This window comes from Leptolyngbya sp. CALU 1928, assembly GCF_056784215.1.
The window spans coordinates 2,610,724-2,636,297 of the sequence record NZ_JBXBCE010000001.1 but is presented as its reverse complement, the minus strand read 5'-3'; the positions used below and the strand labels follow the sequence as shown (position 1 = coordinate 2,636,297).

General features: G+C 48.7%; 21 protein-coding genes. 10 read left to right on the top strand and 11 right to left on the bottom strand.

What is annotated here, in order from left to right; all coding sequences use genetic code 11:
- Positions 1–14 precede the first annotated feature (14 nt).
- From AC1S5B_RS12225 to AC1S5B_RS12210, 4 genes are all read right to left on the bottom strand, one after another.
- Entirely contained in the window at positions 15–1,115 is a 1,101-nt protein-coding gene (locus AC1S5B_RS12225) for a phosphotransacetylase family protein (RefSeq protein ID WP_482035946.1), read from the bottom strand.
- 220 nt (positions 1,116–1,335) lie between these two features.
- The gene (locus AC1S5B_RS12220; RefSeq protein ID WP_482035945.1) at positions 1,336–2,331 is read right to left on the bottom strand and encodes a glycosyltransferase family 2 protein; all 996 of its coding nucleotides are present in this window, start codon (positions 2,329–2,331) and stop codon (positions 1,336–1,338) included.
- Positions 2,332–2,445: 114 nt separating this feature from the next.
- Positions 2,446–3,774 carry a pentapeptide repeat-containing protein gene (locus tag AC1S5B_RS12215; RefSeq protein WP_482035944.1) on the bottom strand — a complete coding sequence of 443 codons (1,329 nt, stop codon included), beginning with the start codon at positions 3,772–3,774 and terminating at the stop codon, positions 2,446–2,448.
- Positions 3,775–3,856: 82 nt separating this feature from the next.
- Positions 3,857–4,849 carry a ribose-phosphate pyrophosphokinase gene (locus tag AC1S5B_RS12210; protein WP_482035943.1) on the bottom strand — a complete coding sequence of 331 codons (993 nt, stop codon included), beginning with the start codon at positions 4,847–4,849 and terminating at the stop codon, positions 3,857–3,859.
- Positions 4,850–5,115: 266 nt separating this feature from the next.
- Between AC1S5B_RS12210 and AC1S5B_RS12205 the strand changes: the two genes are divergently transcribed.
- The 3 genes from AC1S5B_RS12205 to bioD all read left to right on the top strand — a co-directional run bounded on the left by AC1S5B_RS12205 (position 5,116) and on the right by bioD (position 8,368).
- Positions 5,116–5,574 carry a GatB/YqeY domain-containing protein gene (locus AC1S5B_RS12205; RefSeq protein WP_482035942.1) on the top strand — a complete coding sequence of 153 codons (459 nt, stop codon included), beginning with the start codon at positions 5,116–5,118 and terminating at the stop codon, positions 5,572–5,574.
- Positions 5,575–5,678: 104 nt separating this feature from the next.
- Entirely contained in the window at positions 5,679–7,649 is a 1,971-nt protein-coding gene (locus tag AC1S5B_RS12200) for a protein kinase domain-containing protein (protein ID WP_482035941.1), read from the top strand.
- Positions 7,650–7,660: 11 nt separating this feature from the next.
- Positions 7,661–8,368, top strand: coding sequence for a dethiobiotin synthase (bioD, locus tag AC1S5B_RS12195; RefSeq protein WP_482035940.1), 708 nt, complete (start codon positions 7,661–7,663; stop codon positions 8,366–8,368).
- A gap of 91 nt (positions 8,369–8,459) precedes the next feature.
- Here bioD and AC1S5B_RS12190 read toward each other — a convergent pair whose 3' ends face one another.
- Positions 8,460–9,011, bottom strand: a complete 552-nt coding sequence (locus tag AC1S5B_RS12190) for a phycobiliprotein lyase (protein WP_482035939.1) — start codon at positions 9,009–9,011, stop codon at positions 8,460–8,462.
- Positions 9,012–9,236: 225 nt separating this feature from the next.
- Between AC1S5B_RS12190 and AC1S5B_RS12185 the strand changes: the two genes are divergently transcribed.
- The 5 genes from AC1S5B_RS12185 to pheS all read left to right on the top strand — a co-directional run bounded on the left by AC1S5B_RS12185 (position 9,237) and on the right by pheS (position 15,430).
- Positions 9,237–11,855, top strand: coding sequence for a PAS domain S-box protein (locus AC1S5B_RS12185; RefSeq protein ID WP_482035938.1), 2,619 nt, complete (start codon positions 9,237–9,239; stop codon positions 11,853–11,855).
- 123 nt (positions 11,856–11,978) lie between these two features.
- Complete coding sequence (locus tag AC1S5B_RS12180; protein WP_482035937.1) at positions 11,979–12,533, top strand: retropepsin-like aspartic protease family protein; 555 nt, start codon at positions 11,979–11,981, stop codon at positions 12,531–12,533.
- 1 nt (position 12,534) lies between these two features.
- On the top strand, positions 12,535–13,032 hold the full coding sequence (gene ruvC, locus AC1S5B_RS12175; protein ID WP_482035936.1) for a crossover junction endodeoxyribonuclease RuvC: 498 nt from the start codon (positions 12,535–12,537) through the stop codon (positions 13,030–13,032).
- A 528-nt stretch (positions 13,033–13,560) separates the two neighbouring features.
- On the top strand, positions 13,561–14,295 hold the full coding sequence (locus tag AC1S5B_RS12170; RefSeq protein ID WP_482035935.1) for an SH3 domain-containing protein: 735 nt from the start codon (positions 13,561–13,563) through the stop codon (positions 14,293–14,295).
- Between the two features lie 133 nt (positions 14,296–14,428).
- Positions 14,429–15,430, top strand: coding sequence for a phenylalanine--tRNA ligase subunit alpha (pheS, locus tag AC1S5B_RS12165; protein WP_482035934.1), 1,002 nt, complete (start codon positions 14,429–14,431; stop codon positions 15,428–15,430).
- Positions 15,431–15,469: 39 nt separating this feature from the next.
- Here the strand turns inward: pheS and AC1S5B_RS12160 are convergent, their stop codons facing one another.
- Together AC1S5B_RS12160 and gndA are read right to left on the bottom strand one after the other, a co-directional pair.
- Positions 15,470–15,670 (bottom strand): hypothetical protein, encoded by a 201-nt coding sequence (locus AC1S5B_RS12160; RefSeq protein ID WP_482035933.1) that lies wholly within the window; start codon positions 15,668–15,670, stop codon positions 15,470–15,472.
- Positions 15,671–15,912: 242 nt separating this feature from the next.
- Positions 15,913–17,358, bottom strand: coding sequence for an NADP-dependent phosphogluconate dehydrogenase (gene gndA, locus AC1S5B_RS12155; RefSeq protein WP_482035932.1), 1,446 nt, complete (start codon positions 17,356–17,358; stop codon positions 15,913–15,915).
- A gap of 424 nt (positions 17,359–17,782) precedes the next feature.
- Between gndA and AC1S5B_RS12150 the strand changes: the two genes are divergently transcribed.
- Complete coding sequence (locus AC1S5B_RS12150; protein WP_482035931.1) at positions 17,783–19,156, top strand: Ycf66 family protein; 1,374 nt, start codon at positions 17,783–17,785, stop codon at positions 19,154–19,156.
- Here the strand turns inward: AC1S5B_RS12150 and AC1S5B_RS12145 are convergent.
- Both AC1S5B_RS12145 and AC1S5B_RS12140 read right to left on the bottom strand, forming a co-directional pair.
- Positions 19,119–21,347 (bottom strand): hypothetical protein, encoded by a 2,229-nt coding sequence (locus AC1S5B_RS12145; RefSeq protein WP_482035930.1) that lies wholly within the window; start codon positions 21,345–21,347, stop codon positions 19,119–19,121. The genes AC1S5B_RS12150 and AC1S5B_RS12145 overlap by 38 nt on opposite strands.
- A 105-nt stretch (positions 21,348–21,452) precedes the next feature.
- On the bottom strand, positions 21,453–21,611 hold the full coding sequence (locus AC1S5B_RS12140; RefSeq protein ID WP_482035929.1) for a hypothetical protein: 159 nt from the start codon (positions 21,609–21,611) through the stop codon (positions 21,453–21,455).
- On the opposite strand from AC1S5B_RS12140, the gene AC1S5B_RS12135 reads away from it, so the two are divergent.
- Positions 21,610–22,203, top strand: a complete 594-nt coding sequence (locus AC1S5B_RS12135) for an SRPBCC family protein (RefSeq protein ID WP_482035928.1) — start codon at positions 21,610–21,612, stop codon at positions 22,201–22,203. The two genes, AC1S5B_RS12140 and AC1S5B_RS12135, sit on opposite strands and share 2 nt — an antisense overlap.
- 84 nt (positions 22,204–22,287) lie before the next feature.
- Here the strand turns inward: AC1S5B_RS12135 and ileS are convergent, their stop codons facing one another.
- Both ileS and AC1S5B_RS12125 read right to left on the bottom strand, forming a co-directional pair.
- Positions 22,288–25,236, bottom strand: coding sequence for an isoleucine--tRNA ligase (gene ileS, locus AC1S5B_RS12130; protein WP_482035927.1), 2,949 nt, complete (start codon positions 25,234–25,236; stop codon positions 22,288–22,290).
- 122 nt (positions 25,237–25,358) lie between these two features.
- Positions 25,359–25,574: hypothetical protein (locus AC1S5B_RS12125; RefSeq protein WP_482035926.1), on the bottom strand; the 216-nt coding region annotated here is incomplete at its 5' end.

Here is a 25,574-nt window from a genome sequence, read left to right as displayed (position 1 = left end):
CTTATGAGTATCGCCTAGCCGACCGGGGTTGGAAGCTCCAACTTTAGATCTGTCATCAGGCGATCAAAATCGAAGCATTCAGACATCATTTGGTAAAGACATTTAATCTTAATTGGGTCATGAATCCGAACTTGCCCGATCGCCCGATCAACAATTGCTACGGTAGCCAGCGTGTCTAAGTCTACCGACAAAATCGGAATTTCCAAATCTTCGGCGCGGCTAAGAACATCGGGATGGGGGCGCATTTGTCCGGTTAGCACTAAACATTGAGTCGAGGTTTCCAAAGCAGCAAGCTGAATATCCGTGCGATCGCCCCCCGTAATCACCGCCATATTGCGCCCTTTGCGAAGATAGCGCAGCGCCGAGTTGACATTCATGGCACCGATCGCCAAGCTTTCTACCATCAAATCTAAGCGATCTCCGCGACAAAGCACCTCTGCGTGCAACTGTTCCACCAAGTCGCCAACGCTGACACTCCGCAGCAAATCATTTCGGGGCATTAATCCAAAGACCCGAATATTGTGATCTTCCAAATAGGGCTTAACGGTCGTTTGTACCTCTTCAATCCGATCTTCGGGAATATCGTTGATAAACACACCGAGCAGGCGATCGCCCAACCGCCGCTTTGCCGAGATCAGCGCTCCCACAATCAGCAGCGAATGAAACCGCGCCACCAGCAATACCCCGGCATCTACCACCTCCGCCACCTGCTGCAAGGACAAATCAAACAGACTTCCCTCTTCCAAATTAGAAGGACCTTCCAACACCACCAAATCAGCCCCCTGGGTTTGCAAATATTGGCTCAGCATCATGGGATAGTCGGTAGTATTTTCGCCTCGAATTCGCTTTTGAATTGTAGAATCAACGAGTGGTAATACAGTAGGCAACACGCGGCTGGAAGGCAACTCAAGGGTCTGTGCCACAAATTGCACATCTTCCTCAACGGGTTCGCCAGATACGAATTCACTAGGCGAAGTGTAAAACGTGCCAAGAGGTTTGCCATAGGCAATATCTAGACCTCGTTCTTTCAACTGATGAGCAATGCCCAAAGCGGTGGCTGATTTGCCGCTGTAGGCTTCGGTTGAACCGATCAATAGATACTTAGACTTTGGCACGCCTCTACTCCTGGTTTTAGACTTTAACGAATACTGAAAGACTTCTGTCCACTCATTGTACGGCAACCGTTTGGCTGCCATATTGCTTAACAGGGTTCCCTGACTAGAGAGAGCTAGGTTTCAGGTTTCAGGAATTGGGTTTCAGGTTTCAGGAATTGGGTTTCAGGTTTCGGAAAGTGTTGATAGATAGAATCGTCTACCCCCTGATCTACGACCCCTCTTATCGCTCTTGACTCACTCCTTGTCGATCTAAGTAAGTTTGTGCAGGTTTCAAGGGTTTGAAGCCGGCAATTTCTGACAGAGTATAAAGTGGACGGTTTTTGACTTCTTCGTAAATGCGCCCAATGTATTCGCCCAAGATGCCGATGCTAAAAAGCTGCACGGCTCCTAAAAAGAAGATGGCAACCGCAACAATTGCGTATCCGTTAATAGAAGAAGTGGGATAAGAAAATCGCCAGTAAATCACTAAGAACACCATAATGAGCGCCATAACGGCTGAGAAGAAACCCAGGTAGGTAGAAAGGCGCAAAGGCACTGTGGAAAAGGATACTAGCCCATTCGTAGCAAGAGCGAGTGATTTCCGAAAGGTGTATTTCACGGTGCCAGCGTAGCGAGGATCGCGTTCAAATAATACGGCAGTTTGACGAAATCCAATCCACGATCGCAGTCCTCGAATATACCGATTGCGCTCTGGCATTGCATTTAGCACCTCGACAGCTTGGCGATCGAGCAGACAAAAATCGCCCGTCTCAGTCGGAATATCCACATCTGCCAATTGCTTGAGAATGCGATAAAACCCGTAGGCAGTCAGCCGCTTAAACCAGCTTTCACGGTGGCGCTGGGTGCGTTGAGCATAGACCACATCAAAGCCTTGTTTCCACTGCTCAACCATGCTGGGAATCAATTCTGGCGGATCTTGCAAATCTGCATCTAAAATAACCACGACTTGTCCACGGGAAAAATTCAACCCAGCAGTAACCGCCGTTTGATGCCCAAAGTTACGAGCAAGGCTGATGTAGCAAACGCGGGGATCTTGGTCATGGAGCGCCCGCATAATCGCTAACGAGCGATCGCGACTGCCATCATTGATCAAAATTAGCTCAACAGTTCCATCCATTTGCTCCATCACCGCTTGAATACGACGATAAAGCTCTAAAAGCGTTTCCTCTTCGTTGTAAATCGGCACAATAAAAGAATATTTAAAAGACATGGACATCAACACGGGTGAAAGATTAAAAAGTTGAATAATTTGTTTTAGTGATACGGTTTTAGCATTGTGGGCGTTCTATCCCCTCTGCCACCGGATAGCCGAACCCTGAAACCTGCATCTCTACCTGCCTAATTTATTGGGAATTCCCTCACATCCGCCTGGAATCGTACCGCGTGTTTTAGATCCACCCCAAGCACAGCAGTAGTATCGTTGCTCTTCAGATAGCTGCATCGCGTCGGTAAAATCTGCGTTTTCAATTACGGCACCCGTATGGGTTCCCGTTCGATAATTGGGGGGTTCCAAACGGCTTCGAGGACTGGCATCTTTAGCTTTGCCATAGAAAAAGCGGGTGCCATTCAGGTCGGCTCCGCACAGTTTTGCATCACAAAGAATCGTGCGGCAGAGGTTAGTTTTGACTAAATCGCAAAAGCTGAGATCACCTCGAATTAGATTCGCTTCACTCAAATCTGTCCAGCGCAGATCGGTTGCGGCTAAATTTGCACCTGCTAACATTACGCCCAAGTCAATCACCCGAATGCCATTGAGCAAATCTTCTTGATAGCCACCCGATCCATCCAAAATGGCGCGACCCAGGCGACGATCTCGCCGCAGGGGAGTTAGCAACCGCGCCCGACTGAGGAAGCGAATGATTTTGGCTTTGCCACCAGCATCCACACTGCTGAGAATTGCCGCCGTTCTTCCTTCGGCGATCGCCCGCTCTTGGGGCCAATCTTCCAGCAATCCTTCCTCATCTAGCACCAGTTCTGAAACGCCCTGAAAGTAACTATCAATCGTTTGCTGCTGGGTAATTAAGTTTTGCTGAATCGTTAGGTCACGCGAGATGATGTATTGCCGCCATGCAATATAAACGGCGAGGATGGCAATCAAAATCTGCCCGATCGCGCCCAACACTTCACCTGTTGCCCCAATTGCGTCCCAGCCAATCGCCGCCAAGGATGCACCCAAACGGTTAAAAAAACCACTCAATTTGAGCAACCCTAGCAGCGCAACACCGCCAAAAACACTGCCTAACAAAATCGCCCGTTCTTGTTCAGGAATAAACTCCAGAAATAGACGGCGTACTGGATTCCAGAGAATTTGCAGAGAAATTGCTAGGGCAACCAATGAACCAGATAGCCCAATCCAAACATTATCAATCAGCAGACCCACCATCATGATGGCGATCGCTAGAAATAAAATCAGAATTTTTGGAGTTTGACGGTCGCTATCAGAAGATTTGGGGGAAGAAAAAGAGCGATCGACGAGTTTCTTCGTTCCAGTGGCACCATTGCGGATAAGCCCGTTTCCAGCCACCTTTGCTGTTTCTAATGACTGAGCTAAATCGTCTTCATGGGTTGTCAATGAATTATTTTTAGCCAAAGGGGTATCAGCAGATGAATCAGGCTGAGGAGCAGTATTGGAATCAGGCAGATTGGGATTAAGGGTCATGTTTAGCGTCGCATCAACAACTGAACATTTGCCCCATACTACCTTAGCCAGTCAAATTAAGCGGTCAAATTAGGCGCTCAAATTAGCGGAACATGCTGCTAACTGAACTATCTTCATGAATTCGCCAAATCGCCTCACCAAGCAAATTAGCAACCGATAAGACAGTCAGTTGAGGAAAGCGATGCTCTTCCGCAATAGGAATAGTATTAGTCACGATCACTTCCTCCAAAATGCCGGTTGATAAACGCTCGATCGCCGGAGGAGACAGCACCGCATGGGTCGCACAGGCATAGACCTGACGCGCTCCTTCTTTCCTCAGCAAGCGTGCTCCTTCCGTGATGGTGCCAGCCGTATCAATCATGTCATCGACCAAGACGGCTGTTTTGCCCCGCACATCCCCAATGACATTCATCACTTCAGCCACATTATGCGCTTGGCGGCGCTTATCGATAATTGCCAAGGGCGCATCCCCTAACTTCTTGGCAAAAGCCCGCGCCCGCGCAACACCGCCCACATCCGGCGAGACTACCACAATATCCGATAGCTGCTTGCTATGCAGATAATCCAGCAGCACCGGGGAACCATAGACATGATCCATCGGAATATCAAAATATCCTTGAATCTGAGCGGAGTGTAGATCCATGGCTAGGATGCGGCTGGCTCCTGCTTTAGTAATCAAATTAGCCACAAGTTTGGCAGTAATAGATTCTCGTCCAGCGGTTTTGCGATCGGCTCTCGCGTAGCCATAGTAAGGAATCACTGCTGTAATCTGCCGTGCAGAAGCGCGCCGACAGGCATCAATCATGGTCAGCAATTCCATCAGATGATCGTTGACCGGGCGGCAGGTTGGCTGGAGCAGATAAACATCGCAACCTCGAATCGATTCCTGAATTTGGATGTACAGTTCGCCATCTGCAAACTGTTTGCGTACCATGGGTCCTAAATCGATCCCAAGATACCGTGAAACCTCGTGGGAGAGTTCCATATTCGCCGAACCAGACAGCAATCTCAAACGATTGTTGTCATTAAAGGATGGCAAAGTAAGTTGGGGAGTCGGCAATACGGAATGAATCACAGCGTACCCTTAAACGCAACCATAGAAATCTTATCACTCGCTTTTGTATCCATCTCCAGCAGTTTCTCGGAGAGGCATGGCTAAATTGAGACGATCGCGCCACACAACTGCTTAAATTGTGGTAGCTGTTGAGCGATCGCGCGTCATACTTTGTGATTTTAGCTTGAAGTTTGAAACCGTAGCCTACTGAATCATAGTTATTTATGCAAGTCTGACTGGGCGTAAAATTATTTCACGACTTTAATCATCGAAAAAGGCATCAACCAATGGGCTTAAAAGAGCGCATCAGCGAAGATATTAAACTAGCCATGAAAGCCCAAGACAAGATCCGGCTAGAAACCGTTCGCAACATTAAAAAAGTAATTTTGGAAAAAGAGTCAGTCATTCGCTCTTCGGGGCAAGAAAACCTGACCGAAGAACAAGAAATCGAAATTGTCGTGCAGCTTGCCAAACAGCGCCGGGACTCGATCGCCCAATACGAGAAGGCAGGGCGTACCGATCTCGCCAATCAAGAAGCTCAGGAATTGACCATTTTGGCAGAGTATCTACCCAAACAACTCTCCGATGACGAAATTAGCCAAATGATTGAGACGATTATTTCCCAAGTTGGGGCAACTTCCGCCAAAGATATGGGCAAAGTCATGGGAACTGCCATGCAGCAATTTAAAGGGAAAGCTGATGGCAAAAAAGTCCAAGAAATGGTGAAAGCTAAACTAGGAGAATAGGGGTCAGGGGTCAGAAAAGCAAAGCTTCCTATTTTCTGAAACCCGAAACCCGAAGCCCGAAACCCGAAACCCGAAACCCGAAACCCCGTAACTCATCCACTCCTATGCGCCCCTCTTTGCCCGTTGGAACTATCTTGCAAAATCGCTATCGCGTTCTCAGTATTCTGGGTCAGGGTGGATTTGGCCGCACTTATTTAGCCGAAGACCAAGGGCGATTTAACGAACGCTGCGCCCTAAAAGAATTAACTCCCGCCCAAGGAGGAGAGTATGCACTGGACAAATCTAAGGAACTGTTTCAGCGGGAAGCACAGATTTTATACCAGATTCAGCATCCTCAAATTCCTCAATTTCGAGCGACGTTTGAGCAAGATCAACGTTTGTTCTTGGTGCAGGATTATGTGGAAGGGCAAACGTATCGAGCGTTGCTGGATCAGCGGAAAGCGCAAGGAATTGCTTTTTCTGAAGGGGAAGCGCTGCAATTTATGCGGCAGTTGTTGCCTGTGATGGCGCATATTCACAGCAAGGGGATTATTCATCGTGATATTGCCCCGGACAATGTGATTTTGCGGCAGCAGGATAGCAAGCCTGTTCTGATTGATTTTGGCGTGGTTCGAGAACTCGCAACTCGCTTTCAAACGATGACAACGGGCATGATGCAACCGACTACGGTGGGAAAACCGGGCTATGCCCCGATCGAGCAAATGCAAACGGGCAAGGCATATCCCAGTAGTGATCTCTATTCGCTGGCAGTAACGGCGGTTGTGTTGCTGACGGGCAGAGAACCGCAAGAATTGTTTGATGATTCCACCATGACTTGGTATTGGCAGCGCTGGGTGACGGTGAATCCAGGGTTTGCCCAGGTGCTAAATCGGATGCTGAGCTATCGTCCGGGCGATCGCTATCAATCAGTCAGCGAAGTCGTTCAAGCGCTACAATTGGCATTCAATCCAGCGGCTCCAGTTCAACCGCCATCGGTGCCACAATTCGTTCAGCCACCGCCACCGCCAGCAGCCTATCCCGTTGAAGCGCCTGTCTCTGCACCACTTCAGCCAGCCCAGTCTCACATGCAGACCGTGGCAGTAGGGCAGCGGCAACCACCAGAATCAATTCCAAACCCTCCGCGATCGCAGCCCATAATCGAAGAACCCCGTAGCTCCTTGTGGGATGACCCCTTGGCAATTATTGCCCTTGGCATTGGGCTAGTTGTGCTAACGGGTTTAGGCTCTTGGCTGATTATGCAAACGATCCTCAGCAATCAGAATTCGTCAAACTCTCCCCCTCCGCCCATTGTCATTCCAACTATTACGCCCACACCCACGGTTACGCCCACCGTTACGCCCACGCCCACAGTTACCCCTACGCCCCAGCCTCCCGATCCGGTGAACTATACTAAGCGGCTCACCATTGATCCAGATACCAGCGTGATCCAGCGAGGCGTGTTAAGAAGCAACGAAACCATGACTTACATTGTTGCTGGTTCTCAAAATCAAACCCTAGAAACAGTCATCAACGGGGAGGGCGTGTTGATGACCATTGTTGGACCTGATGGTAGACCTGTAGACAGTCGCGCTCAACGGGTGTCTTATTGGCAAGGTTCTTTGCCCTTTAATGGCGATTACTTCGTTGAACTCAGCCCTGTGAAAGGCACAAACAACGGGCGATACGACTTGGATGTTACCCTCAGAAGTGCCTCTCGACCCAGCCCAGTCCCGACCCCAACCCAAACCCAAACCGATCCCCCACTGCCGCCCCCGGAACCCAGGATTAATGAAATTCCAGTCGAGTTTCCACCGGGCGATGCGTCTCAATCGTTTAGCGATCGCATTAAACGCAATGTCACCAACCGCTATGTAATGTCCGCACCTCAAAATACAGTATTGACAGCCCAGATGTATGGAGGAACGACCCTTCGAGTTTATAATTCCGCAGGTCAAGTTCTCAGTTCTAACGGAGCGACCTACTGGCAAGCAATCATTGATTACGATGGACAATACAAACCAGGAATATATCGCATCGATGCATTGGGATCTCAAGGAACCGATTACACGTTAGATTTAAGCCTTGTGAACCGCTAAAGGAGCGCACAGTGAACGCTTTACTCGTTGCTGGAACGGATACAGATGCCGGAAAAACGGTCGTTATGAGTGCCCTCGCGGCTTACTGGCAGACCTATTGGTCAAAAGAACAGCTAGGAATTTTGAAGCCGATACAGTCTGGAGTGGGCGACTGCGAACTCTATAGCCAACTGTTTGGGCTAGACCCGGCAAAAGTGACCCCGGTTCGGTTTGAGGCTCCCTTAGCTCCCCCGATCGCCGCTGATCGAGAAGGTAAAAAGGTTGCAGTGGAATTGGCATGGCAAGCGTTTGAGCAGTTACGCCGGAGTCGAGATTTTGTTTTGGTTGAGGGTCTCGGTGGGCTAGGTTCTCCAGTGACTCACGACACTACAGTGGCAGATCTGGCGTGGGATTGGCGATTGCCGACCGTGCTGGTAGTGCCTGTGAGATTGGGGGCGATCGCCCAAGTCGTTGCCAATGTCGCCTTAGCCCGTCAATCGAAAATCCACCTAAAAGGGATTATCCTTAACTGCGCGCAGCCACAATCTGATCAAAAAGTTGCTGACTTTGCCCCAGTTAAATTGATTGAATCATTGACTAATATTCCAGTATTAGGCACCTTTCCCCATGTCTCAAACCTAATGGACATCGCTCAATTGGCTCAAGCAGCCTCTCAGCTTGACATAGAGCGGTTGTTTCCAGGAAATATTTGGAGATTTCCTAATCAAGTAGCCGGATAAAAGACTCCCATAGAAATAAAGAGCTAGTGAATCAGGCTGCGTTTTCGCTCAACTCTCGACTGCGGAAGGTTGAGACTTTAGCCCCTAGCGATTAAGCCTTTGGTGTTGGGGCTTCGGCTGGTTTAGAAACACCCATGCGAATCTCTGAGCAAAATGAAGCCAAACTAAACCCACCCGATCGCTTCAAAACACTAGTCCGTAAGCGCAAATTAGGGCTGGCAAACCATAGCCGCTCTTCGGCATAGAGGGTTTCGTCTTCGGTAATCAGGGTAACTGCGTCATCATCGCCCACAATATAGCGCCCTAAACTAGGTGCGGTTCCAGTCGTACCCGGTTCACTCAATAGCTGTCCTTGATTAGAATTTTCAGGATCTGCGATGGAGACTAGCAGCGTTGACCCTGCATATTTTTTCCCACCCTGTTCCATCGTGCCGTTCCAAGTTGCTCGTGCGCCACACAGTGCTAATGCAGGGTCAATGTGGCACTGCTGACAAAGTTTTACAACTGCCGGATCTGCCTTATCAACCATTTCGATCATTAGGTCAGACTTGCCTGCTTCGGACGGCTTGGAGTCAAAGTGATGACTGGTTCGCTGAGAAAACCACTTACCACTGCTCAATTCAAAAAATTCGACTATATTCATTGCTTATAAGAATCCCGCACTCTGCATCCTCAGTCTCCCCATTATTGCAAGTTTCTGGATCGCTGACACCGACTAGAACTTGAAGATTACAAGCGTTAGCCATTCTCTTCCCTGGGGCAATCTAAACCATAGCGCTGACTGGAAATAGGGTTACTGTGCTTGCTGAACAGCGATTTGTAGGTGCCTCGTTATACGTTAAAAATTGTTTTGGATTTCTGACTGGCTATGAATGATGAGATCCGAATTCGAGAATTGGAGCAGAAAAATTTGGCTCTCCGCCAGCAGCTAGAGCAGTCTGAAGAGGCACGATCGCAGCTAGAAAGTGTGCTAGCTAAACGCACAGCCGACCTAAGCCGAGTGGTGAGCCAGTTGGAGCAAGAAACCTGCGATCGCGAGCAATCCGATACCGCATTAGCAGAGAGTGAAGCGCGATTTCGGATGATTGCAACAACCATTCCCGGAGCCGTCTTCCAATTTTCGGTGCGAGATGGGCAGTGGGCGATGGACTACATGAGCGATCGCGTCCATCGCATCATTGGCGTGACCGCTGCCGAAATTATGAATGATCTCAATTGCTTCACCGCCTGCATTCACCCTGATGATCGAGAGCGCCACCAAGAAGCGATTGAAACTGCCATTGCCAACTTAACCCCCTGGCATTTTGAAGGACGGGTGATTAAAGCCGATAATACCGTGGGTTGGTGGCAGGGCGACGCAACCCCTACTATGAATGAAGCGAGTGAGATTATTTTCTGTGGAGTGCTGTTAGATATTAGCGATCGCAAACAGTCAGAAGAAAAGCTGCGCCATTCTCAACAAAAGCTCTCGTTGCTCTTTCAACAAACGCCCTTAGCGATTATCGAATGGAATGCTAATCGAGAAGTGCAGGAGTGGAACCCCGCTGCGGAAAGGATTTTTGGGTATAAACGGCAAGAAGCGATCGGTCGATCTTTTGGCTTTTTGATACCTGATGCGATTAGGCAAGATGTCAGTCAAAGGTTGGATAAACTTAATCAACATCAGCAAGCGGGTTCTGCGATTAATGAAAACCTGACCAAAGACGGCAGAATAATTACTTGCGAGTGGTATAACGTGCCGCTGATTGCCTCTGATGGGCAAATTGTTGGCTCTGCGTCTTTAGCTGTAGATATTTCCGATCGCAAACACGCAGAAGCAAAACTAGAAGAGCAAGAGCAATTTCTTCGTAGCATTTTTGACGGGATTCAGGAGCAAATTTTTGTGATTGATGTCCTGCCATTAGGAGAGTTTCGCTATGCAGGCTGGAACTGGTTTGCAGAAACAATCACCAATATCACCAGTTCTCAAGCGGTGGGCAAAACGCCAGAAGAAGTATTTGGTGAAATCGATGCGATCGCAGTGCGCCAACGGTATGGGCAATGCATCACCGCAAACGAAACGGTGTCGTATGAAGAGTGTCTATTATTTTTGGGTGAACCCCGGTGGTGGTTAACGACGCTGAATCCCTTAAAAGACGAGTCCGGCAGGATCTACCGCATTGTGGGAACATCCCTGGATATTGGCGATCGCAAGCAAGCAGAAACCAAGCTACAGGAACGAGAAGAATTCCTTCGCAGCATTTTTGAGGGCGTGCAGCAAGATATTTTTGTGGTTAACGTAACGGAAACTGGAGACTTGCGATTTGGCGGTTGGAACTGGTATTCCGACAAAATGATTGGGATGAAAAGTGCTGATGCAGTTGGCAAAACGCCAGAAGACGTGTTTGGGATCGAGCTAGGAACCCAAGTGCGTCAACAGTTTTCACAGTGCTTAAAACTGCGAAGTAAAGTCACCTATGAGGAACATTTAACGTTTGAGAATCACTCGGTCTGGTTATTAACCACCCTTAACCCACAGTTTGATGAGGCAGGTAGGCTTTATCGATTTGTGGGAACCGCAGTGGATATTAGCGATCGCAAACAGGCGGAGGCGTTGCTTCATGAAAAAAGCCGTCACTTAGAGCAAACCTTAGCCGAGTTACAGCACGCGCAGACCCAACTGATTCAAAGTGAAAAGATGTCCAGTTTAGGGCAATTGGTGGCAGGGGTGGCTCACGAAATTAATAACCCAGTTAACTTTATTCACGGCAATCTCAGTCATGCTCATGGCTATACCCAAGACTTAATTGACTTAGTGGAGTTGTATCAAACTCATGTGCCTAATCCCCCTGCCATTATTCAAGCCACCACTAAAGCCATTGATCTAGATTTTTTGAAAGAAGATTTGCCTAAAGTTCTGAGTTCGATGAAGGTTGGCTCGGAGCGAATTCGTGAAATTGTGCGATCGCTGCGGAGCTTCTCTCGTTTAGATGAAGCTGAATTTAAAGCGGTAGATATTCACGACGGGATCGACAGCACGCTGATGATTTTGCAAAGTCGGCTAAAATCAAAATCTGGCAACTTTAGTATTCAAGTCCTTAAAAAGTACGGCACGTTGCCCCTAGTCGATTGCTACCCCGGTCAGCTTAATCAGGTATTAATGAATATTCTCAGCAATGCCATTGATGCATTGGAAGAGGCAAGTTTGAAGGCAGCCGATCCTTTCTTGCCCTTGATCACCATTAGCACTGCTGTGCTTCCTACCCGTTCCATTGCAATTCAGATTGCGGATAATGGAGCCGGAATGAATGAGCAAGTGCGATCGCGCTTATTCGATCCGTTTTTTACCACTAAAACAGTGGGCAAAGGCACTGGATTAGGGCTTTCGATTAGCTATCAAATTGTCACCGAAAAACACAAAGGTCGGCTCACTTGCCAATCCACACCCCAGCAGGGAGCCAAATTCATCATCGAGATTCCCATTCATCAAACTAGCAGTAAGGGATAATCAAAGTCGGTCGCGATCGCCGAAAAGAAAAACCGATCCAATCCCTTGCCCAATCCTGCACAATAGAGTCAAGCATTTAAAGCACTAAAGTACTAGTCGAATCATCCCGTAGGAGATCGCTCGGTGAAATATCATTTAGTTTGGTCAATCGCGATCGCGACTACTGCATGGCTGATACCTGCGCCAATCAGTCAGCTAACCGCCGCCGCTCAAGATGAAGCGTGCTATATGGTTAACGCTGCTGGTCGGCGAATCAACCTCGGCAAGCTGTGTGGCGCGGGCAATGCCAAGCCTAGTTCTAGTTCCGCCAAAGGGCTGTACTCGGTGCCGATTAAACGCCGGGATGGGGGAACCCCGGTGATTGATGTCACGTTTAATGGCAATCAGAAGTTTGAGATGCTGTTGGATACTGGCGCAAGTGGCACTTTGATTACTCGCTCCATGGCACAGGCTTTGCAAATTCCAATTGTTGGAGCGGGGCAGTTCACCATGGCGGATGGCAGAACGATTGTTATGCCCTTAGGTCGGCTCAATTCCATCTCAATTCAAGGAGCGAAGGTGAATAATGTGAATGTGGCGATCGCCCCTAATGCCGCAGATGGCTTATTGGGTCACGATTTTCTGGGTAACTACGACATTAAGATTAAGCGTGATGTCATAGAGTTATACCCGCGATAATATGGAGCAGCGCATTTTAGGAATCGATCCAGGATTGGCGACCTTAGGCTTTGGTGCAATCCAGTGTTCGGCTCCCGATGCGAGCAACCCTGGCGCTGTTGAGCAAGTGATACCCTTAGATTTTGGCGTAATCCAAACTCCAGCGAAAACGGATATGGGCGATCGCCTCCAGATGATCTACGAGGATTTGCATACCGTATTAAATCAGGTGCAACCCGATTTGATTTCTATTGAAAAACTGTTCTTTTACCGTATGGGAAACACGATCGCCATTGCTCAAGCCCGTGGCGTAGTCATGCTGGTGCTTTCACAACACAAAATGCCCTTAATCGAATTTACCCCGGCTCAAATTAAGCAAGCTCTAACCGGATATGGCAATGCAGAGAAATATCAGGTGCAAGAAGCCGTTGCCCGTGAACTTAATTTAGACAAGATTCCCAAGCCAGACGATGCCGCAGATGCCCTTGCTGTCGCTCTAACCGCTTGGTATCAACATTAATTTCAAATTAAGATGTCAAATTTATTGATGTAATGAAATTGAAGATTTAGCACTCAGTCTATTGATATTCAAAATATTCAAAGATCTGTCTTTTGAATTGTTTTAAGCCTTGAATTCACTGTAATGATTGCCTGCTTAGTTACGATTTTTATCGTTTAAGTTCAAATGCGGCGACGGCATTCTTCGTCGTTGCGATCGCGACAGAACCATGCTTCATCGGATCGCAATTGAGGTGTCTAAATTTTCGGTCGTATTTTGAACCACATTTCTGCTTTTCTATCAATAGTTAGTTGACTCAGTTTTATCTCGAAATTTGATTGTCTTTACAAAACAAAAAAATCTTTCCTATCGGTAAATAGGATTAAAAAACAAAGCCTCCAATCCAAAAATAGGATTTTTTAGCCTGATGAAATAGCTGACTACTGTAGGCATATCCTATGAGACTCTGATAATTTAATGAATAGCTTCTTCTCCTGGCGTTCAGCAAATTGGGGCGCAGGTTATTCTGTTGTTTACCTCACTTTTACTATGAAAATTCTTGGCTCTGTCTGCGCTTCTTCCAAGCAAAAAGACCAGATTTCTAATGTTTGTTTGACCCCAAGGATGCGCTTGTTTTATCGAGGTTCTGCTACTTGGCTTTACCTCTTAGGGCTGGCGATCGCGTCTATCGGTGTTGGGATCAGTGCAAATCAGGCGATCGCGCAAACCTATTTCGACCGTCCAATCTCGGTAACGCGAACAGGGGGAACGGTTAGCACTCGGTCTGGCGTTGGTCTTAATGTCCGTTCAGGACCCGGTCTTAACTTCGACATTATTGGGTGGGCTAATGATGGTGTCGCTCTTAATGTGACTGGTATTCCTACGATTGCCGATGGCTATCGCTGGCAGCAGATCACTCCTCGTGGGTGGGTTGCCACAGATTATCTGGCTGGGGGTAGCGTTAACGTCAGCTTCAATGGAAACTGCTATCAGCAAGTGTCTTTTCCAGTAGACAATTGTGCTGGAGGTCCTGCTGATCCGGTTCAACCCATTTTGAGACCCATCTCTACTAGTCAGGGTGGGGCTTATATTGTTGCAGTGCCGGGAACCAATCCAGTTAATTTGATCCAAGTTCGCCGAATTGTGCCGGGTGCTTATTTTGATCGGGCGCGAGAAGGTGGCTTTATCAACGCTGGTGGCTATTCGAGCTTTGAAGCGGCAAATTCTGTGACCTATTTTCTGAGAAATAGTAACCTTAATGCGCGCGTGATCTACGGACGGTAGAAACCCATATCCTGTCGCCTAATTTTGTGCGATCGCATCAGATGACCAGCCCTACCTCTACACTAGATAGGGGTAGGGCTTGGTTGTTTTACCCTAAAATTTGTTTGATGTTCATCTTGATACCCTTTTTCCTATGACTGTTCAGTCCACTGAATTGGAAGCCCAGCTAGAAGCCATCCGTCTGGAAGCTCAACAAGCCCTGATTGAAGCCAGTTCGCTTGACCAACTAGAGCAGTTGCGGGTGAAGTATTTAGGCAAGAAGGGTCCAATTCCCCTCGTGTTAGGCGGCATGGGGAAGCTTGATCCCAGCGATCGCCCCCGGATTGGTGCCCGTGCGAACGAGGTCAAAGAAGCGATTCAATCTGAATTAGATCAGCGGCGATCGGCATTACAGCAAGCCAAACTCCAGGCACAGCTAGAAACCGAGACCCTGGATGTGACGATGCCGGGAGTTTATGGCGCTCAAGGACGAATTCATCCGCTCAACACGATTATGGATCGGGTGAATGATATTTTTGTGGGCTTAGGCTACACCGTAGCGGAAGGTCCCGAAATGGAAACCGATCACTACAACTTTGAGGCGCTCAACTTCTTGCCCGATCATCCGGCACGCGATATGCAAGATACGCTTTTCCTGCCCGACGGCAACATTCTGCGAACTCATACCTCCTCTGTGCAAATTCGGTACATGGAGGCGAATGAGCCTCCCATTCGGATTATCATTCCAGGTCGCTGCTATCGTCGCGATACGGTGGATGCGACTCACACCGCAGTATTTCACCAGATCGAATTTTTGGCGATCGATGAAGGGTTAACCTTTACCGATATGAAAGGCACGGTTCGTCTATTTTTAGAACAGCTTTTTGGTGAAGTGGCGATCCGAATGCGTCCCAGTTTCTTTCCGTTCACCGAACCGTCTGCGGAAGTGGATATGGAGTGGAAAGGGCGCTGGCTAGAGATTATGGGTTGCGGTATGGTCGATCCGAATGTGTTGAAAGCGGTTGGATATGATCCTGAAGTCTATACAGGCTTTGCGGGTGGTATGGGCGTTGAACGATTAGCCGCTGTTTTGTATCAAATTGACGACATTCGCCGTTTTTATACCAGCGATTCGCGATTTTTAGAGCAGTTTTAGGATTAAGAGACAGCGGATGCTAAAAGATGGTGGCGATCGCTAACTGGCTTGACGCGGCTGGCTTCTTGCTGCCATTGCCTGCATTCGTTCTAGCGGAAAATCAGAAATAAAACTATCCCAAGATCTGGACTGCCCAGCCGCATTGTATACATGCAATACCCCATTAATGATCCGGCTGGACACAATTAGATCAAGCGCCCTAGCAAGATTGAGGGACTGAGTTAGCTCATTTTGAGTCATTATTTTTCATGAAAAATTATTGTTTCCACCTGCCAAGGTTGACAGGTAAGTTCGTTTTCCTATCCTAGTCATGAATGGGATGAAAGCGCATCCCTGAGTAGGAGTAGTGAAATGAAAATTATTAGATTTTCTTGGCAGGATTAAGGCATTAGCATTTTTAGTATCAGTATTTTCATACAGGAAAGGTGCACCATGACCATGCCATAGCGCACCCAATAGAGGTTTCTTCCTTTGATGAATGCCTAATTCACCATGGCGGGTTCAGGAATTTCGTCCACTACATGAATCCAGTCAGTGTGATAGCTGCCACTCTTGTCTACGCGCTCGTAGGTATGGGCACCAAAGTAATCGCGCTGGGCTTGGGTCAAGTTTTGGGGTAAGCGATCGCGTCGGTAGCTATCAAAGTAGTCCAGGGAGGCGCTGAATGCCGGCACAGGGATGCCAACGGTTGCTGCCATTGAAACCACTTCACGCCATGCAGTCTGGCGATCGAGAATCGTTTGTTTGAACTCTGGAGCCAGCAGCAGATTTGCCAGACTAGGGTTCTCATCAAACGCCTTCTTAATCTTGTTCAAGAAGCCAGCCCGGATAATGCAGCCACCTTTCCAAATCCGGGCACACTCGCCCAGATCAAGATCGAATCCATACTCATCGGATGCCTTTTTGAGCAGCGCCATTCCTTGGGCGTAAGAACACATCTTGGAGCAGTAAAGCGCATCGCGCACTTTTGAGACGAAAGTTTTTACATCGCCATCAAAACTCATGGGAGGACCCGACAATTCTTTGGATGCAGCCACTCGTTCCTGCTTGTAAGAAGACATAATGCGAGCAGTTACGGCGGCGATAATCGTGGGAATCGGCACCCCTAATTCCATGGCACTGTCCACCGTCCAACGTCCAGTTCCCTTTTGAGCCGCTGCATCTAGAATTACGTCTACCAAAGCGGTGCCAGTGTCCGGGTCAACCACCTTAAACACGTCAGCAGTAATCTCAATCAGGTAAGAGTTGAGTTCATCCGTCGTGTTCCACTCGGTAAACACTTCATGCAGTTGGACGGCATCTAATCCGGCAACACTCTTGAGTAGATCATAGGCTTCCGCAATGAGTTGCATGTCGCCATACTCAATGCCGTTGTGAACCATCTTGACATAGTGACCTGCGCCACCGGGTCCAATATAGGCGACGCAGGGACCATCATCGACTTGCGCCGCAATTTTTGTCAGGATGGGTTCTAGGTTGTCATAAGCCTGCTTTGTGCCTCCAGGCATCATACTAGGCCCTAAGAGCGCACCTTCTTCACCGCCACTTACACCCATGCCGATAAAGGTGAACTTATCAGCTTCTAGGGCTTTAGCCCGACGCTGAGTGTCGGTAAACAGCGAGTTGCCACCGTCGATCAGCACATCGCCTTCATCGAGCAGCGGTTTGAGTTGCTCAATCACGGCATCCACAGGAGCACCTGCTTTCACCATGATCAGAATGCGACGGGGACGCTCTAAAGAGGCGACAAAATCTTCTAAGGTGTAGGCGGCGACGCAGTTTTTGCCTTGGGCGCGAGTCGCCATGAAGTGGTCAGTCTTTTCACGGCTGCGATTGTAGACGGAAATGGGAAATCCTTTGCTCTCGACGTTTAATGCTAAATTTTCGCCCATAACGGCGAGACCGATTACACCAAATTGCTGTGCCATAAAACTCTCTGATAATGCTGCAAAGTACCGGGACTCGTTACCCCTTAGGGTAGATCAACCCCATGAGGTTATCTAGAAAGACAATATTAAGCTGTTGCGCTTTTGACGGATGCATAGTGAGACACATCTTTTTTTGTTAAAACTTTTTGACTCACTCAAGCTAAACGAATTTTGGACTTAGGCAGCGGCTACAGTTCGCTGATTTTTAGAGCCTATCAATCAAAGTTTGCCTTGGAAGCAATAGTCGTATCGCTAGTCGTATCGGTGGGTGAGGCTGCCGAGTGGACGAGAAAGTCCTACACCTGATCGATAGAACACACGACACACAGCAGCAAAAACAATGCAAAACTTAAAGACTGAAAATCGAAAGCGCTGTCACAGAGTAGAGTGATAGGTAGTTGTTCAGCACAATGGAAACCGGAAAATGCTGGCGTATATTCTTGCATTGATTGTTGGCTCAGGTAGCTTCGCCCTCTATATGTCTGCATTCTTTTTTCCAGAAGTTCATCGCAAAAATGACTTTCTTTGGAGTGGAGTCGGGCTGTTTTATGCGCTGGTGCTATGGGTCTGTGCTGAACGGATTACGGGGGGCGTGCTGCTGGGGCAGGCGGCTAGTGTGGCGCTGCTTGGCTGGCTGGGTTGGCAAACATTTTTGCTGCGGCGACAAGTGGCTCCACTCGATCAGCAAACGCCGTTGCCGACTGCGGATGATGTGAAAGCTTCGTTATCTGCGCTCACTGGATCTGAGGGTCGGGCAGAGGTGGCAGGTCAGGCTTCTAGTCTGTTGAATCAGATGAAACAGGGGATGCAGGGAGCCGTGGCGCGGATGACTTCTTCAAAGCGATCGCCCACTGAGAGTGAAATCTATGTTCCTCCCAGCCTAGAAGAGTTTGGCACCGCCGGACAGGATGCGATCGCCCGGTTTGCCAAGGCTGCGATTCCTGAATCTGAACCTGTTGCATCGCCTCTTGCTCAGGTTGAAGACGCGATGCGTGAAACAATCCCCAGAGAAGTCGCGGATACGGCTGAACAAGCTAAGCAGGAAATGCTTCAAAAGCTGACAGATATGACAGAAACACCCACCGAGGCACTGGCAAATACTGTGGCAGACTCTACTCAAGCGAGGAAGCCAGCGATCGCTCCGGTGCCGAAGCCAGCGATCGAGCAGGTGGCTGAGACTGCGGATAATACTACGAAAGGGCTGGGCGGTCTGTTTCAGGGATTGAACCCAAAAAATCAGAAAAAAGAGAGCAAACCTGTTTATGTCCGCAAGCAGTTTCGGGAAGATGCCGCTGCTGCCCCTGCAAAAACGAGAAAGAAGCCCTCACCGAAGGAGAACCCACGCAAAGAAAGTAAGCCAGCCAGTAAGCCCGTCTATGTGCGGAAGCAGTTTCGAGAAGAACCCCCTCCAGAACCCCAAGAATCGGTAAAGGAGGCGATCGCAGAAACGAAAGAGACAGCAGCCAAAGAGTCTGTAGCCAACAGGGTAGACACCCCGGATGCGATCGCCTCAACCAGCGAAACCATTAGCGAAGCGGTCGTATCGGATTTGCTGGGCAATGCGCCTGTGGAAACGTCAGCCGCTGAAATTGTGGAAGACCTGCTGGAAGATATTTTTGCTCAGGAAGTAACCTTGGTGATCGAACCGACTGAGGTGATTGAGGTGGCGATCGATGTAAGCGATGCCGCGATCGAGCCAATCACTTGGGCTGCCGAACTGGAGGACGACCCAACAACCGCCCCCCTGCCGCCCCCAGTCTCTACGGACAACTCGGAACACTCACAAAAGGCCCCGTAGGCATTACGAAAAAGTTATCATATCGGAAGGTGCCGCCATTGTTGTTGGTGTTCAAATTTGGCAAATCAACTACCCGAAAGGTTGCACCACCAGAGAGTAAATCAAAATTCACTCCACCCAGCCCAGGATTTTGGGCAACGTTGCCTTGAATCGAGGCACAGATAGGCTGCCCGCCAAGGTTCGTAATCTGCACATTGTTCAAGCCAGATTCGGGGATTTGGTTATTGGTCAGGCTAAATGAGGAAAGTGAACTGCCACCCTGTAACTCTGTATAAATCCCATTCGCATCGGCTCCAGGGGTTCTGACTGTGTTGCCTGAAATCGTTGCTGTGGTCACAGAGCTATTGTTGTCAAGAAAAAGCGCAATACCATCAGCAAAAAATCCAGTCGTGGTGACGGTGTTGCCTGAAACCGTTAGCGTGGCGATCTCACTATTGTTATCGGAGTTGATGAAAATTCCACGGGCAGAATCTCCATCTGTGGTGACGATGTTATCTGAAACTATTGCGGTGGTGATAGAACTGTTGGCATTCGGAGCTAGGAAAATACCGTGAGATTCAAAGCCCTGGGTTGCAACAGTATTACCAATTATCGTCGCTGTGCCTGTCACGTTTTGTAGGCTAATTCCGTTGGTGTTATCTCCTGTGACCGATACTTGATTTTGCCGAACGGTCACATCTTGCACGCTATTGGCAAGAATCCCCACATTGTTTATGGGCGGAGTGATATTAAACCCTGCCAGCGTGGTGGTGTTTCCTAAAGTTATGGTGCCCGTCACGGTGGGCAAGATGCCGCTTCCTGACAGTGGCAGTGTGGTTAAGCCCTGTTGCGCTGTCTGAATCTGCTGAGTGACACCCGTGGATAGCACTTGCACGTTAGCTGGGATAGTAAACGCCGGAATTCCGGGATTGGTTCCAGCTTGCACATACACGATGTCGTTGCGATCGCCTCTGGTTGCTGCCAATCCATCTTGTACCGTGCTAAAGGGTGCTTCAAACGTGCCACTTCCGGCGGCTCCTCCCAATGCCACATGCTGAAAGAACCACGGCTGATTGGTTGCTGGGTTCAGCAATGGAATGGTGGTAGCTCCTGTAACCGCAGTAACAATATTGGTTGTGCGGCGCTGAGTTACAGCGACCGTGCTTTGGCGAAACACAAAATTTCCGGCTTCTGCCCAAGCGAGTTGCTGCGGTGCGGTGCTGCTAGACCCTACCCCCGGAAAGGAGAGCGCTACACTAACGGCGGCGGTGATGCCAAATTCGCGATCGCCCTGAATCGATAGCCCTGCCCTGAAATTCTCATTAATCCGCGCTTCCAATCTGCCCCGCACCCCCACAAAGCCATCCACTCTAGGAGAACCGTAGTAATACAGCCCTAAATAACTTTTCAAAGTGCCCACCGGACTCCACCGCGCCAGTTTCACCCCTGCTTCTGCATCAAAGCCTGCCAGCGAATCTTCAAATAAGCGAGTTGTTTGAGTGGTGCGGAGAGACTGCCCATCCACCACCAAAAAGTTTCCTTGAAAACTGGGTGTAGATGAAGTCGCTGTGATGCTATCGGTGAACACGCTGCTGCTAGCAATTTCGCGGCTACGGTTTCCCACAGGCAAGTAGCCATTCAGCCGCAACTCAACAGTTGGCAGGATTGCTTCTAGTCCGGCTCCTAGCTGGCTCACGGTTTGATTCCCTGTACTGCGAATATCAAAGCCAAGGTAGCCGCCTAGCACCGTGCTTGTTACTGGATTAAAGGCGCGATAGCCGAAGATCAGATTACCGCCCGGATCAGCCGCAGTGTCTAAATTCAAGCGTCCTTGTACATAACCAATTTCTTTTCCAGGGGTTTGTACCAGCGGCACGAACCCTTCAACACTGCCAAAAGAGCTTTCATACCCAACACCCGGTCCGGTAGTAAAAGAGGCTCCGATTTGGGCTGGAAGAGGACGGTAAGTAAAGGCGCTGGATAAGTCGGCAGGATTTCCAGTGCCGGCAGGAGTCGGCTCGACTGCCATAGTTTGGTTTGCTGGAGAAAGAGGTGTGAGATCATGAGCGGTGAGGTTCGCTTCTTTGAGGGTGCGCGGCGATCGCAAATCAGTAGAAACATTTAGGTTTTGAACCGCTTCAGCAGCAGCATAGGCAGGATTCAGCAATAAAAGTGCGAAACTGCTAAGCAGGGATACACGACTAATCAACATAAATAGGGAACGCATATATTTTTTTGGTAACCGAAGCAAATTTCATCTTAGATTTCCCAGAAATTCTTCTTTTGAACCAAAACGCTGGGCTTTCAGAAGAAATTTTTATCTAAACACCACGACCTGACTTATTTTGGCTAAGGTTAGGTAGGCGATCGCGCCAGCAAGCTGGGACTCTATATCACCCCCACAAAGACAGAAATCCGTACCTATCGCCATAAATTTAATGCTGAATTGCTTCAAGAAAAAATACTTAGGCTTCATGGGTTGCACCTCCGCGATCGCCCTCAGCCTGCCCGTTGCCTTAGCTGCCCAAGCCCTACCAAAACCTAGTAGTTTTCTGACTCGGTTGCCCTCTCAAGAGCAAGCAACCTTAAAAGCTGGAAACGTTGTCCTCACTGGTGATAATGGTCGTTATACGGGGCGCATGTTAATCACTGCTCCTGTGGATACAGCCTGGAAAGTCTTGACCGACTATGACCATTTCAAAGACTTCCTTCCCGGAGTAGTGTCTAGCCGGATTTTGGAGACTAAAGGCAACCAGACGGTATTTGAGCAAGTGAATTTAGTTAAAGTTCTTTTGTTTTCTCAAAAAAGTCGGCTAGTTGTGGCAGCCACGAAGCAATATCCCAAGCAAATTGACTTTCGATTAAAAGAAGGAAACATTAAAGCGCTCAATGGCATCTGGAAATTAGAACCTGTTTCAATGAACCAAGTGTTGATCACCCATGAGGTTACTTTTGATCCAGGTAATTCGGCACCTCGCAATCTGGTATTTAATATCTACAAAAATGCCCTTGCCGATTCGCTGAAAGCCATCAAAAAAGAGACAGAACGACGAGTTGCCCAACGATAAATTGTCCAGAAATCATCAGACATTTCAAGTTCATTAACCGCCATGTCTGCAATTTCTGAGTGCTGGTCTATAGAAATTCTCTAGTTAGGATTTTCCGTTGATCGCTTCGTGACAGCGTTCACATAACAAGGGATGCTCTTCAAATTCACCGACATGGGTGGAATAGTTCCAACAGCGATCGCACTTTTCCCCATCTGCATCGACCACGCCAATTGCGATCGCGTCAGTTTGAGCCGCATATTTAACACCGACTAAGCGATCGGTGGAATCCAGGAGTTCCACCTGCGAGGTGAGGAAGAGATAGCGTAGCTCATCGACACAATTTTCATTTAGGCTATCAGCTTGTTGGAATGCTGCCAGTGTTTGCTTAAGTCCAGCATCAGGAACGTACAGTAGTAACTTTGCCTCTAAGGAAGAGCCGATCGCTTTGGCGGTACGTGCCTGCTCCAAGACTTTGTTGACTTCAGTCCGAATCTCGCGGATTTTGACCCATTTTTCGGCAAGTTCTGGCTGATTCCACTCTGGCTCCAGCCTTACCCAGCCTGCTTCAAATACCGATTGGTGGGGCGTGGAGTAGGGCAAAAACTGCCAGATATCTTCAGCCAAGTGAGAGAGAACTGGCGCGATCGCTCGTGCCAGATTTTCCAGCGCTACCCAAATCACGGTTTGGCAACTGCGGCGACGGCGTGAGTTCTCGGCACTGATATACAGTCGATCTTTAGCAACGTCCAAATAAAAGTTAGACAGATCTACAACGCAGAAATTTTGCACCGTTTGGAAGAAGCGGAAAAACTGGAAAGTTTCAAAGGCATCGGTAACATCGCTAAAAACTTCGGTGATCCGGTGCAGCATGTAGCGATCGAGTTCCGGCAACTCGGCATAGGGCACTGCATCTTTTACCGGATCAAAATCATGCAGATTGCCCAGCAAAAACCGTGCCGTATTGCGGATCTTGGCACGTACATCCCCCAACTGCTTCAAGATCGTTTTGCCAATCAGCACGTCTGAAGTGTAATCTACCGACGATGCCCATAGCCGCAACACATCCGCACCATAAGCAGGGTCTTCTTTTTGGTTTTTGCCGCCGTTGATGATGATAGCGGGATCAACCACATTGCCTATAGATTTGCTCATTTTGCGCCCCTGTTCATCTAAAGCAAAGCCATGAGTCAGCACGATCTTATAGGGCGCATGTCCATTCACCGCTACGCTGGTTAACAAACTGGACTGGAACCAGCCACGATGTTGATCCGAGCCTTCCAAATACATATCGGCAGGATAAGAAAGGGACGAATCATGAGTAGCGAGTGACGGAGGTTCTGATTCTTGCTCCACACTTCGCAGTTCGTCCTTCATCCCTCCCAAGACTGCTGCCCAAGATGAGCCAGAGTCAAACCACACATCCATAGTGTCAGTGCTTTTGCGGTAGGTTTTGCCGTTGCTGCGATAGGGTTCGGGTAACAATTCTTCCGTAGAAATTTCCCACCAAGCATCAGAACCATGTTCAGCCACGATCGCCTGCACATGGGCGATCGTTTCCTGGTTCATCAGTGGTTCGTTGGTGGCTTCGTCATAAAATACGGGAATAGGTACACCCCAACTGCGCTGGCGAGAGATGCACCAGTCTGATCGCTCAGCAACCATGGGCGTGATCCGGTTTTCACCCTGCGCGGGAATCCACTGCACCTCAGCGATCGCCTTCAGCGCTTCATCCCGAAAGCCTTCCACAGAGGCAAACCACTGTTCCGTCGCCCGAAAGATAGTTGGCTTTTTGGTGCGCCAATCGTAAGGATATTTGTGTAAATAGGGTTCTTCCTTCAAGAGTGATCCCGTTTCTCGCAATGCATCAATTACTGCGCTATTGCCATCACCCAAAACATTTAGCCCTGCAAATATTCCGGCTTCTTCCGTAAAGTTACCGTCGTCATCCACGGGCGAGAGGATGGGCAAACCGTATCGCAAGCCCACTTGATAGTCTTCGTGACCATGCCCCGGTGCGGTATGAACCAAGCCTGTTCCAGAGTCTGTAGTAACATAGTCACCGCCAATCAACACTTCACTGTGACGGTCAAACAAGGGATGGCGATAAGTAAGATGTTCTAGAGTTTTGCCCATTGCCGAAGCTTGAGGAGTTAAAGTAGTACCGAGAGTCTCGGAGAGGCGATCGATCAACTCTTGGGCAACCAGCAGATATGTAAACCGTCCCGGTGCGTTTTCACCCACTTCAACCACGGTGTAGACCAGTTCTGGGTTAACGCTCACGCCCAAGTTTGCCGGAATTGTCCAGGGTGTCGTCGTCCAGATGGCAACTCCCAGTTCACCCAAAAATGGATCAAACGGCAGTTGCAGTGCTGCTGGCAAACTAGTGACTTCAAACGCTGCATAAAGCGATCGCGAAGTGTGCCCTTCAGGATATTCCAGTTCTGCCTCTGCCAGCGCGGTCTTAGAACTAGGACTCCAATACACTGGCTTAAATCCGCGATAGACATAGCCATGTAGCACCATTTGACCAAACACACCAATTTGCGCCGCTTCATACTCCGGCTTAAGTGTCAGATAAGGATTTTCCCAATCGCCCCACACGCCATATCGTTTAAAGCTTTCCCTCTGTTCATCCACAGCCTTTAAAGCAAACGCTTTTGCCTTTTGCCGCAGTTTCAATGAAGTCAGCGATCGTCGCTCCTCCTGCTTCAGACCTTGCAGCACCTTTAATTCGATCGGCAAGCCATGGCAATCCCAACCAGGTACATAGCGCACCTTGCGCCCTTTGAGCAATTGATACTTGTTGATGATATCCTTTAGCACTTTGTTCATGGCGTGCCCCATGTGCAACGATCCATTAGCGTAGGGTGGACCATCATGCAACACAAACACTTCCCCCGGATTTGATTGCGATAGCCGTTGATAAATCTGGTGTTCTGCCCAAAACTGCTGAATTTCGGGTTCCCGCTTCACAGCATTTGCCCGCATATCAAAAGAGGTCTTCGGCAAGTTAACGGTAGTTTTATACGATCCGGGGTCTGTTGCAGCCATGATTTAGATAATTCTCTAAAGAAATATAAGCGCTTGTAGTGTTTGTAGTATAACAAGCACACCTATGGAATGATATACAGTCATTATCTTGAACAATGCCCCTAAGCTTCAGGCTTATTGGGCTAGGAGATTATCAAGTCTCCAGCAACTTGTTCCTTATTAAGACTCAGAATCTTATACAAAGACTTAGCATCCTTATTTCTGAATTTAGATAACAGAAAGAGGCTCGTATCGCAGTGGATGAGAGCCTCTTTTCGTAGGTAATATTGACCTGGCATCGAGCTATTTTTGCGGGACGCTGCCGTCCAACTATCTTTGCCGCAGAAGCGTTTCACAAC

Excerpts from the sequence above, each read along its gene's own strand:
- AC1S5B_RS12190 (WP_482035939.1), bottom strand. The coding sequence starts at position 9,011 with ATGAATATAGTCGAATTTTTTGAATTGAGCAGTGGTAAGTGGTTTTCT.
- AC1S5B_RS12220 (WP_482035945.1), bottom strand. The coding sequence starts at position 2,331 with ATGTCCATGTCTTTTAAATATTCTTTTATTGTGCCGATTTACAACGAA.
- AC1S5B_RS12215 (WP_482035944.1), bottom strand. The coding sequence starts at position 3,774 with ATGACCCTTAATCCCAATCTGCCTGATTCCAATACTGCTCCTCAGCCT.
- AC1S5B_RS12160 (WP_482035933.1), bottom strand. The coding sequence starts at position 15,670 with ATGACTCAAAATGAGCTAACTCAGTCCCTCAATCTTGCTAGGGCGCTT.
- AC1S5B_RS12205 (WP_482035942.1), top strand. The coding sequence starts at position 5,116 with ATGGGCTTAAAAGAGCGCATCAGCGAAGATATTAAACTAGCCATGAAA.
- AC1S5B_RS12200 (WP_482035941.1), top strand. The coding sequence starts at position 5,679 with ATGCGCCCCTCTTTGCCCGTTGGAACTATCTTGCAAAATCGCTATCGC.
- AC1S5B_RS12170 (WP_482035935.1), top strand. The coding sequence starts at position 13,561 with ATGAAAATTCTTGGCTCTGTCTGCGCTTCTTCCAAGCAAAAAGACCAG.
- AC1S5B_RS12140 (WP_482035929.1), bottom strand. The coding sequence starts at position 21,611 with ATGAAGCCTAAGTATTTTTTCTTGAAGCAATTCAGCATTAAATTTATG.
- AC1S5B_RS12145 (WP_482035930.1), bottom strand. The coding sequence starts at position 21,347 with ATGTTGATTAGTCGTGTATCCCTGCTTAGCAGTTTCGCACTTTTATTG.
- AC1S5B_RS12150 (WP_482035931.1), top strand. The coding sequence starts at position 17,783 with ATGCTGGCGTATATTCTTGCATTGATTGTTGGCTCAGGTAGCTTCGCC.
- ileS (WP_482035927.1), bottom strand. The coding sequence starts at position 25,236 with ATGGCTGCAACAGACCCCGGATCGTATAAAACTACCGTTAACTTGCCG.
- AC1S5B_RS12135 (WP_482035928.1), top strand. The coding sequence starts at position 21,610 with ATGGGTTGCACCTCCGCGATCGCCCTCAGCCTGCCCGTTGCCTTAGCT.
- pheS (WP_482035934.1), top strand. The coding sequence starts at position 14,429 with ATGACTGTTCAGTCCACTGAATTGGAAGCCCAGCTAGAAGCCATCCGT.
- ruvC (WP_482035936.1), top strand. The coding sequence starts at position 12,535 with ATGGAGCAGCGCATTTTAGGAATCGATCCAGGATTGGCGACCTTAGGC.
- AC1S5B_RS12185 (WP_482035938.1), top strand. The coding sequence starts at position 9,237 with ATGAATGATGAGATCCGAATTCGAGAATTGGAGCAGAAAAATTTGGCT.
- gndA (WP_482035932.1), bottom strand. The coding sequence starts at position 17,358 with ATGGCACAGCAATTTGGTGTAATCGGTCTCGCCGTTATGGGCGAAAAT.